The organism is Clostridium arbusti SL206 (genome assembly GCF_000246895.1).
GTDB lineage: Bacteria > Bacillota > Clostridia > Clostridiales > Clostridiaceae > Clostridium_I > Clostridium_I arbusti.
In genome coordinates this window covers 14,513-29,750 of record NZ_BAEV01000007.1, presented here as the reverse complement: position 1 = coordinate 29,750, position 15,238 = coordinate 14,513, and the positions used below count along the sequence as shown (strand labels likewise).

Below are 15,238 nucleotides of genomic sequence, written 5' to 3'. Positions count from 1 at the left end.
ATGGCACAAAAAGTATATTTATCAAATTATGAATTAAAAGAAGCATTAAAAGAATATTTGGAAAAAATAGAGCATTCATTTTTGAATAAGGAATTGGTAAGTACGGAGGAATGCTTAGGAAGAGTTACTTCAGAAGCAGTTTATTCAAAAATATCCTCTCCATTTTATAATTGTTCTGCTATGGACGGTATTGCTCTTCAAAGCTCAAATACTATAGGAGCTTCTGAAAAGAAGCCTATTATACTAGAGGAAGGCAAGGATTATTTAGTGGTAGATACAGGAGATCCAATTCCTAGAGAATATGATTGTGTAATAATGGTGGAAGATATAGTTAAAATAGATGAAGATAAAATTAAAATATATAAAAGTGCAGCACCCTGGCAGCACATAAGGCCACTGGGTGAAGATATAGTTGAAAATCAGCTTATTGTACCTTCTGGTCATGTTGTAAGGCCAGTAGATATGGGGGCAATGCTCGCTGGAGGAGTAAATACTATTAAAGTTTATAAAAAGCCTTTGGTAGGTGTTATTCCAACTGGTACCGAGCTTGTAGATCCAGGTAGTAGTCTTAAAATAGGTGATATAATTGATTTCAACTCAAGAGTATTTAGTGCTCAAATTGTTCAATATGGAGGAATACCCAGAAGATATGGAATAGTAAAGGATAATTATGAAACTTTAAAAGCTGTTTTAGAAAAAGCTGTTTTAGAATGTGACATAGTTATAATAAATGCTGGATCTTCTGCAGGAAGAGAGGACTACACAAGTGATGTGATTTCTGACTTAGGAGAAGTTTATGTACACGGTATATCTATAAAACCAGGCAAACCTGTTATTATGGGGAAAATTGATAGTAAACCAGTGCTTGGAATACCTGGATATCCGGTTTCAGCCTATTTTGTAATGGATAAGGTGCTTAGAAGAATTATAGAGGGATATCAGGGAATGAATCCTGAAAAAACACAAAAAGTAGAGGCAATTCTATCGAGAAGAGTCATGTCTTCGCTAAAGTATTTAGAATTTATAAGAATGAAGCTAGGATATGTAGGAGATAAACTCATTGCCACACCACTTTCAAGAGGGGCAGGATCTACAATGTCACTGGTGAGGGCAGATGGAATATTAGAAGTTCCTCAAAACGTAGAAGGCATTGAAGCTGGAACCAGAGTGCAAATAAGTCTTATGAAAAATATAGATGAAATTAAAAATACTATTGTTTGCATAGGCAGCCATGATCCTATATTAGATACACTTTCTGACTTACTTCATATAAAGAATTCTGACTATTATTTATCTTCAGCTCACACTGGAAGCATGGGGGGAATAATGGCACTAAAAAATGGAGAAACGCATATTGCTCCAATACATCTATTGGACATGGAAAGTGGTGAATACAATATTTCCTATATTAATAAATACTTAAAAGATAAGGATATAGCTTTAATAAGAGTAGTAAATAGAATTCAAGGACTTATGGTTCAAAAAGGCAATCCATTGTCACTTAAAGAAATTTCAGACATATCAAAAAAAGGTGTGCGCTTTGTAAATAGACAAAGAGGAGCAGGTACAAGATTACTACTAGACTATTATTTAAAGAAATTAGATATTTCCCCAAGTGATATTAATGGATATGAAAGAGAAGAATTTACCCATCTATCTGTAGCAGCAGCAGTAGCTAGTGGGGATGTAGATTGTGGTCTTGGAGTATATTCAGCAGCAGAAATGATGGGACTTGATTTTATTCCAGTGTGCAATGAGGAATATGACTTTGCAGTACCAGAGGAATATTTGAAAATGGAAACAATTAAAGAATTAATTAATGTTATGAAAAGTGATGTGTTTTTAAAAGAACTTGATAGGCTTGGAGGTTACGATTATTCAAATATTGGGGAAATAATAACACATAATGATCAAAAGCTAATTTCTGTAAAGGAAATAGATAAAGAGGATATTCTAAAAGTTATTGATAGAGTTTAAAGCTTTTCTATATCCTAAATAAAGTAGGATAATGGCGTTGTAAAAGATATATAGTTAAACATTAAAGAGTGAAAAATAAGTGGCAGATATTATCAAATGTGAAATTGTGAAAGGCAGATAGTTAACTTTAAAGGGGGTTGGTTCAGTAATGGCTAGCATTGTTGCATTAAATATAAGTGAGAAAAAGGGAACTGTAAAGCATGCTATTAAAAAAGGATATTTCAAAGTTAATTATGGCTTATTAGGAGATGTACATGCTGGAAGTGGGCGTAGACAGGTAAGTTTATTTGGACAAGAGAGTATGGATAAAATAAAAGAATTAGAGTTAAAGGGATTTTGCAATGTTAAATTTGTAGAGAATCTTACTAGTGAAGGAATAGCTTTTAATGAACTTTCTGTGGGAAAAAATCTTAAGATTGGAGAAGTAATTTTAGAGATTACTCAGATAGGTAAGGAATGTTATAAAGGATGTAAAATGAGAAATTCAATAGATACTTGTATTATGTCAAAAGAAGTTATATTTGCCAGAGTATTAAATGATGGATGGATAAAACCAGGGGATGAAATTGAATTATAGATTTAAGCCATTTAATTAGTAAATTTAATCGGTAAATTATTTAAAGTAAAATTATTTAAATCCTATAAGGGTTTATTTACTGAAAAATCTACCTGTAAAACATAACATATTATTTTATTATATTATATTGAATTAATTTTTCTGAATTAACTTTTTTAAAATAAAAAACGAGCTCAGAGCCTTATGTATTAAGGCTTTGAGCTCATTTTGCTAATTTAGCACAAGTGAAATTCACCTTATAGATAAATGTATCTTCTATACTGCTCCAACAATTATTTTTACAAATAAAGCAGCAATAAATTTAGTGGATATTTATTTAGCTTTATTCAATGCATTTTGAGTTGCATCAATAAGACCTTTGCTACTATAAGTTGCTCCAGATACAGTATCAATTGAGCTTGTTGATTGAGCTGAAATTATTTTATTAGGTATAATATTTTCCACATTTTTATAAAATGCTTGATCATCCTCTGTTGATACTGTCTTGATGGTATTAATTTTACCATTCTTTATACTGATGGAAACCTTTGTTGTACCTCCATTAAATCCCGTGCCGGTTCCCATGTAGTTTCCATCCTTATATTTAATTCTTTGCAAAGTATTAGTACTGCTAGTCATTACGCTGTTTGAAGAAGCTAATCCTGTTTCAATTGAGACTGTACCTCCAAAATTAGTTAAGCCGTATATGCCAGCAAAAATAGCTACAACAAAAGAGCTTGCCGTTGCTGAATTAACATCTGTATTTAGTATATTTACATGAGGATTTTTTCTATGGCAGACTTCTATGCACTTTAAACAATTTATGCATTCACCACCGCGAACACTATTTACACTATAAAGATTTAAACCCATTGAGCAATTATTTGTACATATTCTGCATTTTCCGCATTTTTCATTGGGCTTATTGATTTTCAATATGCTTATCTTAGATATTAAAGAAAATACAGCACCTAGAGGGCATAAATATCTGCAAAAAAATCTTTCAACAAAAATATTTCCTATAGTTATTAAAACTAAAAGTATAAATCCAATAGCTAAAGAGGAGAACACAGTGGGGATTTTAGTTATTTGTGCAAAAGCATCCCAAGGACTTGTACCAGCTAAAATATTATCTCCACCCTTAAATGTAAAAATTAGAATTAAAAATAAAATTATATATTTTACATATCTAAGTATAAAATCAAGTCGTTGATTGACTTTGAAATTAGTTTTGAAAATTCTTTTTGATATCATATGAACCCAGTCATTAAAGGTTCCGAAGGCACAAAACCATCCACAGAAAAATCTTCCCATTAAAATAGTAAAAATAATTGCTACTGTAAATTCAATTAATCCTGGAAAAGCCTGAATAAACTTAAAATCTCCTTTAAGAATCATTTTAAAAATTGATTTTAATTCACTGAAGGCTAATATGTATATACCAGGCAGTAGAAAAAATAAAACTAACTGCATGATGTGCCTAAAAATTTGTATTTCTTTTATTTTTTTTGTCATGTTTACAACTCCTTTTAGATTCATAATTTTTCACATATAAATTAATTACTAGTCAACTTGAAATTTTTTGTGTTGTTTCTAATCCCATAAATTTCTCTCCTCTTCGTATAATATATTTTAATGCCGACGAGAGTTAATCAGCATTAAGTTCTATAGTAAAAAATTTAAAAATTACTTGAATTTAAACAACATAAAGAGGCTAATTTTTTCTTGAAATTTTTTAAGAAAAAAATTAGCCTCTAGTTTTCTAGTCAACTATAATATTGTTACAATTCTATTTTAATATTCCATATTATTCTTATTTGTTTAATATAGTTATATTATCGTTATTTTTTTATTTTATGTCAATACAATTGTGAGAAAAATTAACATTTATTTAAAATTTATTCTAAGTACTATCAATCACTTCCTTTTATTGACTTTTACTACATAATTCCATTATAATCCTTTTAAGTATAACAAATTTTTTTAATAGTAAATACTAAGATTTAATATAAAATGTGAAATTTAAAAACGAAGGGAGAAATTTTATGTTAACAGATATTAATGAAAATACAATAAAATTAATTAAAAATTCAGTATTTAAAGAATATGCATATTCTTATTTGGATATTTTAAAAAATTTTATTCAACAGGTTGAGCAGTTTGGAATATCCTTTGATAAAAATGCATATATAGAGTCAGAAACAAAAGAAGTATTAAATCGTCTATATCAAAAACAAGCTATTTTTCGAAATGATAATAAAAGCATTTATAATAATTTTATATCCCCTGCATGTGAAGCCTGTGCAAAAGCAATTGGAAGTGTAACTATGTATATTTCTTTAATGTGCCATAGGAATTGCTATTATTGTTTTAATGCAAATCAGGAGGAGTATGGATTATTTAATAATAATAAAAGGGATTGGAAAGAACAATTAGAAAATATGATAAAAATAGGAACAGATATTGATTACCTTGCTCTTTCTGGAGGAGAACCGCTGTTACATAAAGAAGATACTCTTGACTATTTTCAATATATTCAACAAAATCTAAAAAATGTACATACAAGATTATATACATCTGGGGATTTATTGGATGAAAAACTTGCTAGAGAGTTATGTGAAGCAGGGTTAAAAGAAATACGCTTCAGTGTTAAATTAGAAGATAATTTAGAATTATATAAAACAGTATTGAAAAAAATAGAACTTGCACGTGGTTATATACCTAAGGTAATAGTAGAAATGCCTGTTATTCCAGGAACCTTTGAAAGAATGAAACAGTTATTATTTGATTTAGAAGAATTAAAAGTAGATGGAATTAATCTTTTGGAGTTTTGTTTTCCGTACAATAACGTTAAAGAATATGTAAAAAGAGGATTTAAATTAAAGTATCCACCATTCAAAGTACTTTATAATTATTGGTATTCTGGTGGTTTGGCCGTATCTGAAAGTGAACTTTTAAGTTTAAAATTATTAGAATTTATATTGGACAACCATTTAAAACTAGGTGCCCACTATTGTTCATTGGAAAATAAAAACACTGGTCAGATATATAAACAAAATACAACTTCTAAATTTACGTCAAAAAATATAGTTTTTTCAAACAAAGATTACTATTTAAAAACAGCAAAGGTATTTGGAAAAGATACTGCAAGAGCAATTCTAGAATTTCGTAAAAATGGAATAGAGGATTATGAAGAAAATATAGATTATGATTTTATTCAGTTTCAACCAGAGAAAATTAAATATTTAAAAAATACTGGAATAGAAGTGGCCATTTCTTACAATGTTACAGAGGAAAGAGATAATACTTTTTATTTACGTGAAGTAAAAGTTGATTATACAACACCAGAAACATTTAGTTTAAAGGATATATAAATCTCAAATTTTCACTGAATTTATTGATTTAAAGCACATCTCAAGTAGAAGTATAAATTAGGAACGGAGTACAACTATAGTATTAAATTAAAATAATGAATTTTAACCCTTTTATTTTAAATAGCAAAAGAGCTGTCTCATAATGCATATCTATGCATTATGAGACAGTCCTTTTGGTATTTTAATACTAAAAATAATTATTAAAATATGATTTCTAGTAATTAAATGAAGATATTCTCAAATTTAATAAGTATTTATTTTCTTTAAGACAGTTCCTTGTTTAAAATAAAGGGGTCAATATTATACCTTGATTAATTTCAAAAATTTTATGCTCTTTTCTTTACTAATTTACATGCCAGAATACTAATTTCATATAAAATAATAAGGGGTATAGCCATTGAAATTTGAGAAATTACATCTGGTGGAGTTAATATAGCTGCGATAATGAATATGGCAAATATAACGTATTTTCTAGATTTTGTAAGCTGATTAATAGTAATTATACCTAAGCGTGTTAAAATAATAATTGCTATGGGAATTTCAAACATTATTCCAAAGGGTAGTAGAAAGCTAAATAAAAAGTCAACATATTTACTTATGGAAATCATAGGTGTTGCCGAAGTACCACTTGTATAGACAAAAAAATTAATAGATAAATGAAGTACAACTATATAGGCAAATACTACACCTAAAATAAACAGGAAAATGCCTAAAATAAATAAACTACCAAATATCAACTGTTCTTTTTGATAAAGAGCTGGCTTTAAGAAAGACCAAATCTGCCAAAAAATAATTGGTGATACTACAATTACACTAGCAATTAAAGAAACTTTAACTTGTGAAGAAAAGGATTCTGACAATCCGGTATAAATAATTTCAATATGCATGCTTTTTAGTGGCTTAGTAATAAAGTCCATTATATAAGTTACAAAAAAAATAAGGATTACATTAAAAGCAATACCTATAGAAATAGAAATTATTAATAACATTTTACGTAAATCTTTTAAATGATTTAATATTGTTTTTGGTGTTCCTAATTCATTGCTATTAAGCTTGTCCTTATAAATATGGATATGTTTTTGTAAATTATGCTTTTTCTTTATCATTAGGTTCAGCCTTCTTAACCGTTTCTTTGTTATCATCTTTCTTTATTTCTTCTTTAAAATCTTTAATGCTTTTTCCAAGAGATTTACCAACATCCCCTAGTTTTCCGCCACCGAAAAATATTAGTGCAAGAGCTAAAAGTAATAAAATTTCTGTTTTTCCTAATCTCATAAATTTTTCTCCTTTTTTATAATATATTTATTTAATTACTTGCGAAATTTCGTAAGCATTAATTTTTTAAAACATATCTTGTCAATGATTTCCATATAGAAAATCTTGTTTCTATTAAAAATTGCTAGAGTCTTTAAGTCCTTTTTCAGTTGATTTTATATCTTTTTTTATATCTTTTATTTCATTGTTAATATTATTTAAAGGATTTACAGTTTCTACTGCTTGTTCAATTTCTTTTTTCACATCATTAATTTCAGTTAATTCTGAATTCAAATTTACAGATTGCTTTACTTCATCCATAATGCCATGAAAATATTTCAAGGTTCTGGCAAGTGCTCTGGCAACTTTAGGCAAATCCTGAGGACCAACCACAATAAAAGCAATTAATAAAATTAAAATCAATTCACCTAAGCCAATGTTAAACATAATAATTCCTCCATTCTTACGTGTATAAAAACTGATTTTATAAATAAAAAACAATATTACAAGATATATTTTCACATTGTTTAAATTTAAACAACATAAAAAGGCTAATTTTTCCTTAAAATATTTTAAGAAAAGATTAGCCTCTAGTTTTTCTAGTCAACCACAATATTATTACAATTTTATTTTTATATTCCATATTATCCTTATTTGTTTAATATAGTTATATTATCGTTATTTTTTTATCTTATGTCAATACGATAATAAAAAATATTTAAAAATGAAGATTGATTAAAATTAGTAACTATACTCTTAGCGACAATAACCATAGTCATTCTTGTGTTCGCAGGAATGCCATATATTTCATATACAAATGAGAAAGGGTTAAATTATTTAAAGTATAAAACAAAATATAAATTATATCCATCATAAAATTGCTAGTTTGTTTAGAACTCATCTACTATTAATGTATAATTTTAATTGCAACCTATATACAATATTTAAATTAAAACTTGACATTAATATTCCTATGGAATAAAATGTAATCAATGTGAAAGACTGTTGGTTAAGGAGGGTATAAAAATGAAGTCATTAAGAATAAATTTATTGAATGAAAATACAATAATTAATGATAAAATCTCTGCTATAGCTGTAGGTAATATTATGAATACTATGTGTTTTGCAGGTTGCAAGCGTATATCATGTTTATGTTGTTGTATGAAAAAGAAAATGAATATAATATGCAGATGTATATGTGAAATGGTGAATAAAAATTGTAAATATGTTAAATATGGAGCTACAGTGTTATTTATGAAATGATTTATAAATACTACTGTAGCTTTTTATATGAAAATATAAAGACATAATTAATTAACATTGTTGACATGAGAAGTGAAGGCATAGCTTGCTGGGCAAACCAGATGTAAATTATTATTATAAATTTTAGGAGGGTACAAAATGCAAACAACAATGATGGGTTCTAACATGAATAAGATGATGGGTAAAGGTATGATGATGAATAACGGTATGGGTATGATGGATATGCCTATGACACAAATGAACATGATGATGATTCCACGTATGGAAATGAAAATGGAAAAATGTGAAAATGGAATGAAAATGATGTGCATGTCAAAAGATGAAACAGCTGCTTCAATGATGCAAAATCTTTGCTCAATGTTAAGCGGTGGAATGACTAGCATGTGCATGATGATGAATGGAATGAAAATGATGGAATGCAACATGATGATGGGAATGTGTAAATGCGAAATGGCTACAGATGGAATGTGCATGACTTGGACTAGTGGTGATGACATGATGTGCTCTATGATTCAAAATTGTTGTGATTGCATGATGAGCATGATGGAATGCGGATGCAATGCTATAATGTGCATGAACAATACTCCAGTTTGCTGCTGCTAATTTATGATTTATAATAAACACATAACGTTACTTATGATACTTATGGACTTATAAAATATGTAAATATATCAAGTTGTAAAAAATCTGTGTAAACTTCATGTAGATAATGGAGTTTGCACAGATTTTTTTATAATCTGTAATTTTTAAATTTTATCTTTGTAAGAAAATATTTTAAAATAAAATAAATCAATTATCTATTGACACTAAACTGCATATAATGTTATCATATTAGAAATAGTTAGTTGATGAAATATTTTGAAAACTCAGCATTTTTAATTATTGTCAGAAGTAATGGAATGGCTGATTCTTTGAAGCATGACTTTAAATATATAGTTGTCAATTGCTAAAGAGTGTGATTATTTTGGAAGATGGGAAATGCGATATTAGTACATAAGTTTTTTTATAACCAGAAACCTATTTTTTCAATGTGAAAAATGGGTTTTTAAGTTATAATAATTCAAACTTTATATAAATGGAGGGATTTTGAATGGATATTGGAAACAGATATTTAAATATTTTTAATGACAACTTTGAAAATTCTAAACAGGAAGAAGCATTTACTATTTGTCCTAAAGCTCTTTATAACAACTTATCTGAGAAAGAAATTTCTGCTATGCAGGAACTTTACAGTAGAGCCTATGCAAAGGCAGTGGAGCAGGTTAAGAAAAATAAATATAATGATTTCTTTAATGGAAGTGGAATATAAAAAATTTTAACCTGACTAACTTGGTGTAAGTCTCCCACGCACTCTGTGAAAGTGGGAGTCCAACGCCAAGTAAGCCATGCATTCGCAGTTCTAAAATTCACATGGGGTAAAAGAATCCCCACCTGAATTAAGAACTTGCTTCAATATAATATTTAATTTAATACTTGACATCAATATTGATGTGGGATAAAATGTAATCAATGTGAAAGCTTATGAGGCTAAGGAGGGTATAAAGATGAAATTATTAAAAGTAAATTTATTAAATAAAAATTTAATAATTAATGAATTATTCCCTTCTATAGCTATGGATAAATGTATTAACACTATGTGTCTTGTATGTTGCAAGATTATGTCTTGCTTATGTTGTTGCTGTTGTTGTATGGTAAATAAAATGAGCATGTTATGTAGTTGTTTATGTAAAATGATGAATAAAAATAATGAATATGTTAAATATAGAACTACAGGGTTATTTATGAAATATTTTGTAAATACTGCTGTAGTTTTTTGTGCCTAAAATATTAAAAAAATAATGATTAAGGCATGTGAAAATAAATAACAAGTCAAAGATGCGACGAATATTTTGAATTATACAAGGAAACAGGTTCTGATGATAGTGATGCTATCAGAAGGTTCTGTTAACGTAGTATAATTCATAATAGACTAGTATACTGACTAGTTATTTATTTGAAGATGCCTAATATGCTGACCAGAAAACTGGAGGCATAGGGCTGACTAGATAGACTAGAGGCGTAACTTACTAGGTAAACTAGAGGTGTAAACTTACTGGATAAACCAGAGGAGAAGTGTAAACTTACTAGACATAGGTATTACTTACTGTATATAGCAGAGGTAAGGCTTACTGAATAAACTAGAAGTATAGGCTAACTAGTAAACTAGAGGCGGATTACTAAATCAATATTATAAATTTTTAAAATTTTAGGAGGATGTAAAATGCAAACAACAATGATGGGTTCTAACATGAATATGATGATGGGTAAAGGTATGATGAATAACGGTATGGGTATGATGGATATGCCTATGACACAAATGAACATGATGATGATTCCACGTATGGAAATGAAAATGGAAAAATGTGAAAATGGAATGAAAATGATGTGCATGTCAAAAGATGGAACAGCAGTTGCAATGATGCAAAATCTTTGCTCAATGTTAAGCGGTGGAATGACTAGTATGTGCATGATGATGAACGGAATGAAAATGATGGAATGTAACATGATGATGGGAATGTGCAAATGCGAAATGACTGCGGACGGAATGTGCATGACTTGGACTAGTGGCGATGAAATGATGTGTTCTATGATTCAACGATGTTGTGACTGCATGATGAGCATGATGGAATGTGGATGCAATGCTGTAATGTGCATGAACAATACTCCAGTTTGCTGCTGCTAATTTGCAATAGACATATAATTTTATTTTAGAATACTTATAAATTAATTTATCCACACTTTATTCTATTTTGGAAAAAAGTATGGATAAAACTAAAAAAATCTGTGTAAACTTTGTAATAATGGAGTTTATACAGATTTTTTAATTTGTTGCAGTATCCTAGGGATGTAAATTTTGTTTTGTCTGCTTGCACTCTGCGAAAGTGATTCACACAAAAATAAAATCAGATTAGTAAACAGGGTAGGCGTGATTTGCTCTGTTTTTTGTTTTTTAATGCCAAGGGGGTACATCATACTTTACAAGAACATATGTTCTATGGTATTATAAGGCAATAAGGAGATGATTTCGTGGATGTCTTTGATAAACTAAAGATTCTCACTGATGCGGCAAAGTATGATGTGGCTTGTACCTCAAGCGGAGTTAACAAGAAGGCCAAGGCTGGTGGAATAGGCAGCTCTGAGGCCTGTGGTATATGTCACAGCTTTTCGGCAGATGGACGGTGTATTTCTCTATTAAAGGTTTTAATGACAAATGCCTGTGCCTATGATTGTAAATACTGCGTTAATCGTCGTTCCAATGATGTGCTTCGGGCATCATTTACACCCCGTGAACTGGCAGATCTCACTATGAATTTTTACAGGCGTAATTACATAGAGGGTCTTTTTTTAAGTTCAGCAGTTCTTAAGAATCCTGATTATACTTGTGAGAGAATGATTGAAACTCTTAGAATTCTAAGAGAGGAATACAGGTTCTTCGGATATATTCACGCAAAGGCTATTCCTGGTGCGGACAGTAATCTCATTAGTCGTCTTGGAATGCTAGGGGACAGGATGAGCGTTAATATCGAACTGCCTTCCCAAAACAGTTTGAATCTTTTAGCACCGGACAAGTCAAAGCATTCTATTTTGGCACCTATGGGATACATTAAAAATCGCATACAGGAAAACTCCACGGATATCATAAAATATCGTAATGCACCTAAATTTGTTCCAGCAGGTCAAAGTACTCAAATGATTGTAGGAGCTACTCCAGATACAGATTTTCAGATTTTGAATTTAACAGAAGGGCTCTATAAAAAGTACAAGTTAAAGAGAGTTTTTTTCTCTGCTTATGTACCAATTTCTAAGGACTCTCTACTGCCGCAGGTGAATACTAAGCCTACCATTTTAAGAGAGCATCGTCTTTATCAGGCGGATTGGCTAATTAGATATTATGGATTTAGGGCAAATGAGATTCTAGATGAGAATAACCAGAGTTTTAATCCTTATATAGATCCTAAGTGCAACTGGGCTTTGAACCATATGGATCATTTTCCTATAGATGTAAATTATGCACCCTATGAGGATTTACTAAGGGTACCTGGTATTGGAGTAACTACTGCCAAACGAATTGTAACTGTGCGTCGTAATTTTCTACTCAATTTTAACAGTCTTAAAAAGATGGGAGTTGTACTGAAAAGGGCACAGTATTTTATTATTTGCTCTGGTAAGGTAGTTGAGGGACTGAAGATAAGTCAGGATGGGGTGATTAGAGCCCTAATGTCTGAAAGTGCAGTACACAGATATTATAACAATTTCAATTCTAATCCTAACTATGAGCAGCTATCTTTTTTTAATAACTTATTATTGTGATGATAAAATGAAACTATCTTAAAGGGGGTACTGCTATAGGAGGGGTGAAAATGGCTAATAAATCTAATATAATTTATAAATATGATGGAAGCTTTGATGGACTTATGTGCTGCGTATTTGAAAGCTATTATAAAAGGGAAATTCCCATGGATATCATTTCACCGATGGTGCTGCAAACCACCCTCCTTCCTTCAAGGGAAGTTACAACCGATTTACAGAAATCAGGGAGAGTACTTCACTCTATACCAAAGAAAATAGGAGAGCCAGCACTAAACTTTGTGCAATATGCATTTTTAACCTGTATGCCACAAAAAGAATTATACATACTTCTATTTTTGCGTAGAGGATATCATTATGGTCCAAGAGTTATGACTATGCTGGCAGACAATGTAGTTAATATGCTCTTTAAAGCTGTAAAGCATTTAACTAATGAAAGCCATCTAACAAAGGGATTTCTCCGTTTTTCCATTTTCAATAATGCTCTTATATCTCAAATTGAGCCTAAAAATTATATATTACCCCTAATTATGCATCACTTTTGTCAGAGATATCCTGAAGAACATTTTTTAATTCATGATAAAACTCATGGTATGGCACTAGTATATGAACCTTATAAATCAGCTATTATTTCCATTGAGGACTTGCAAATGCCAGAACCAGATGAAAAGGAGCAGTATTTTAGGAAACTTTGGAAACTCTTTTATAATACTATTGAAATTAAAGAGCGTCGTAATCTTAAATGTCGGATGAGTCATATGCCAAAGCGTTACTGGAAGTATATGACGGAGTTTGGTTCTGAACAAGAGTTAGGCACATTCAAATAAATAACTAGTCAGTATGCTAGTCTATTTTGAATCCCAACGCGTCAACAGAACCCTATGTAAAAACTTTCACCCCAGGGGTGTAAATTTTGGAAATAGAATGATACACTCTGGGGTGAAATGAATAACTGGACAGACCAGTCAGTACAACAAAAATTACCATGCTTTTAAGTAAATATATCCATCACCTTGTTTGTTTATAAGTTCTAAAGTTGCTACAGGGACAATATTTACAAAATGGATTAAGTCATCTTCATTTACCTTATAATCAATCAAATCATTTTTACCTGCAATAAAGTTTACGCCTTTCTTTTTTAAATATTCTATAAAATCCATATGTGTGTATGAAATGTCTTTAGAATTGTAAAATTTAACTGCTTCTGAAGTAGCTAAAACATCAATGTGAAAATCATCGTCACTGTAAACATCTATTAAAATGCTCACATCTTTTAATAATAATTCCCATTTATCAAGTTCATCAATATGAAATATAACTTTATGTTGCTGCATAATAACTCCCCCTATATAATTTTTATAACTAGTACTACAAGAATAACAAAATGTAAAATATCTTTATTACCTTGGGCATCTTCAAATAAATAACTAGTCAGTATACTAGTCTATTATGAATTATACTACGTCAACAGAACCTTCTGATAGCACCACTATCATCAGAACCTGTTTCCTTGTATAATTCAAAATAGACGTCGCATCTTTGACTTGTTATTTATTTTCACATGCCTTATATGAAAATTATACTATACTTTGTTGTGAAATCAATTACAAATAGGAAATTTATTGAAGAATATTTTTAAATTTATGAAAATGTTTCTAATGATATGTAAAGACAGGTATTTATCCCTTAAATAAAACAATAAATCTAAAGTATTATCACTAAATAGAGTGCTGTTTAGTGATAATAAAAACATTAAAAATTTATTTTACTTAATTTAGAGATAAGTGTATATTTGAAAAGTAAAGTTTATAAAAATATAATAGCATTAGTACTAAGCAGAATAGCTAGTGTTGTTTACAAAAGGTTCCCAAGCTTTTAAATAAATGTATCCATCGCTTTGTTTATTTATAAGTTCCAAAGATTCAACGGGAACTGTATCTACAAAATGGAATAGGTTATTAGAATTTATATTATGAGCCATTAAGTGATTCTTGCCTACAACAAATTTTACACCTTTTTTGTTTAAATCTTTCATTAAATTAATATTTGCATATGAATTCTCATTAAGATCATAGAACTTAAAAGCTTCTGAAGTAGCTAAAACCTCAATATTAAATTTTTTAGCACTTAATGCATCTACTAAAATACTAACATCTTTTAATAATAAATCCCATTTATCAAGTTCATCAATATGAAATATAATTTTATGCTCTTGCATAATAAACTCCCCCTTATAGTTTTTTGTTTTAGGCACATTCAAATAAATCGCTGTAATATTCCACCGTTCAAGAGAAAAAGCGATTTATGAACACTAATCATTAAGTTGGATAATAAAATGATAATGTATTAGTGTTATTTTTATGGATTTATAAATATTATACCACGTTATTTATATAATTGCATTATAAATGTGATATATATTATGAATTTATCTATTTGTGGGGAAGTCCATATACAATGCAGAATG

The 15,238-nt window shown here is 29.5% G+C and carries 16 protein-coding genes; 10 read left to right on the top strand and 6 right to left on the bottom strand.

Annotated features, from left to right (window positions below):
• Complete coding sequence (locus RH99_RS02520; protein ID WP_010233625.1) at positions 1 to 1,977, top strand: molybdopterin biosynthesis protein; 1,977 nt, start codon at positions 1 to 3, stop codon at positions 1,975 to 1,977.
• Positions 1,978 to 2,125: 148 nt separating this feature from the next.
• Positions 2,126 to 2,554 carry an MOSC domain-containing protein gene (locus RH99_RS02515; protein WP_010233624.1) on the top strand — a complete coding sequence of 143 codons (429 nt, stop codon included), beginning with the start codon at positions 2,126 to 2,128 and terminating at the stop codon, positions 2,552 to 2,554.
• Between the two features lie 312 nt (positions 2,555 to 2,866).
• Here the strand turns inward: RH99_RS02515 and RH99_RS02510 are convergent, their stop codons facing one another.
• Positions 2,867 to 4,048 (bottom strand): 4Fe-4S binding protein, encoded by a 1,182-nt coding sequence (locus tag RH99_RS02510; RefSeq protein WP_010233623.1) that lies wholly within the window; start codon positions 4,046 to 4,048, stop codon positions 2,867 to 2,869.
• Between the two features lie 530 nt (positions 4,049 to 4,578).
• Here RH99_RS02510 and RH99_RS02505 point away from each other — a divergent pair.
• Positions 4,579 to 5,907, top strand: coding sequence for a radical SAM protein (locus tag RH99_RS02505; RefSeq protein WP_010233622.1), 1,329 nt, complete (start codon positions 4,579 to 4,581; stop codon positions 5,905 to 5,907).
• Between the two features lie 326 nt (positions 5,908 to 6,233).
• On the opposite strand, the gene tatC is transcribed toward RH99_RS02505, so the two are convergent.
• From tatC to RH99_RS02490, 3 genes are all read right to left on the bottom strand, one after another.
• Complete coding sequence (gene tatC, locus RH99_RS02500; protein ID WP_010233621.1) at positions 6,234 to 7,013, bottom strand: twin-arginine translocase subunit TatC; 780 nt, start codon at positions 7,011 to 7,013, stop codon at positions 6,234 to 6,236.
• Complete coding sequence (locus RH99_RS02495) at positions 6,994 to 7,182, bottom strand: twin-arginine translocase TatA/TatE family subunit (RefSeq protein WP_010233620.1); 189 nt, start codon at positions 7,180 to 7,182, stop codon at positions 6,994 to 6,996. The genes tatC and RH99_RS02495 overlap by 20 nt, the downstream gene beginning before the upstream one ends.
• Before the next feature lie 114 nt (positions 7,183 to 7,296).
• Positions 7,297 to 7,608: a twin-arginine translocase TatA/TatE family subunit gene (locus RH99_RS02490; RefSeq protein WP_010233619.1), complete on the bottom strand. Its 312-nt coding sequence runs from the start codon at positions 7,606 to 7,608 to the stop codon at positions 7,297 to 7,299.
• A gap of 579 nt (positions 7,609 to 8,187) precedes the next feature.
• Here RH99_RS02490 and RH99_RS02485 point away from each other — a divergent pair.
• From RH99_RS02485 to RH99_RS02455, 7 genes are all read left to right on the top strand, one after another.
• Complete coding sequence (locus tag RH99_RS02485; protein WP_010233618.1) at positions 8,188 to 8,424, top strand: hypothetical protein; 237 nt, start codon at positions 8,188 to 8,190, stop codon at positions 8,422 to 8,424.
• A gap of 138 nt (positions 8,425 to 8,562) precedes the next feature.
• Complete coding sequence (locus tag RH99_RS02480; protein WP_010233617.1) at positions 8,563 to 9,027, top strand: hypothetical protein; 465 nt, start codon at positions 8,563 to 8,565, stop codon at positions 9,025 to 9,027.
• Positions 9,028 to 9,514: 487 nt separating this feature from the next.
• Complete coding sequence (locus RH99_RS02475; RefSeq protein ID WP_010233616.1) at positions 9,515 to 9,733, top strand: hypothetical protein; 219 nt, start codon at positions 9,515 to 9,517, stop codon at positions 9,731 to 9,733.
• A gap of 235 nt (positions 9,734 to 9,968) precedes the next feature.
• Complete coding sequence (locus tag RH99_RS02470; RefSeq protein WP_010233615.1) at positions 9,969 to 10,247, top strand: hypothetical protein; 279 nt, start codon at positions 9,969 to 9,971, stop codon at positions 10,245 to 10,247.
• 437 nt (positions 10,248 to 10,684) lie between these two features.
• Positions 10,685 to 11,146, top strand: a complete 462-nt coding sequence (locus RH99_RS02465; RefSeq protein ID WP_010233614.1) for a hypothetical protein — start codon at positions 10,685 to 10,687, stop codon at positions 11,144 to 11,146.
• Positions 11,147 to 11,490: 344 nt separating this feature from the next.
• Positions 11,491 to 12,774 carry a putative DNA modification/repair radical SAM protein gene (locus RH99_RS02460; protein ID WP_010233613.1) on the top strand — a complete coding sequence of 428 codons (1,284 nt, stop codon included), beginning with the start codon at positions 11,491 to 11,493 and terminating at the stop codon, positions 12,772 to 12,774.
• A gap of 50 nt (positions 12,775 to 12,824) precedes the next feature.
• Positions 12,825 to 13,598 carry a TIGR03915 family putative DNA repair protein gene (locus RH99_RS02455; protein ID WP_010233612.1) on the top strand — a complete coding sequence of 258 codons (774 nt, stop codon included), beginning with the start codon at positions 12,825 to 12,827 and terminating at the stop codon, positions 13,596 to 13,598.
• Positions 13,599 to 13,751: 153 nt separating this feature from the next.
• On the opposite strand, the gene RH99_RS02450 is transcribed toward RH99_RS02455, so the two are convergent.
• The gene (locus RH99_RS02450; RefSeq protein WP_010233611.1) at positions 13,752 to 14,105 is read right to left on the bottom strand and encodes a DsrE family protein; all 354 of its coding nucleotides are present in this window, start codon (positions 14,103 to 14,105) and stop codon (positions 13,752 to 13,754) included.
• A gap of 497 nt (positions 14,106 to 14,602) precedes the next feature.
• Positions 14,603 to 14,989, bottom strand: a complete 387-nt coding sequence (locus RH99_RS02445; protein WP_010233610.1) for a DsrE family protein — start codon at positions 14,987 to 14,989, stop codon at positions 14,603 to 14,605.
• Positions 14,990 to 15,238: the final 249 nt, after the last annotated feature.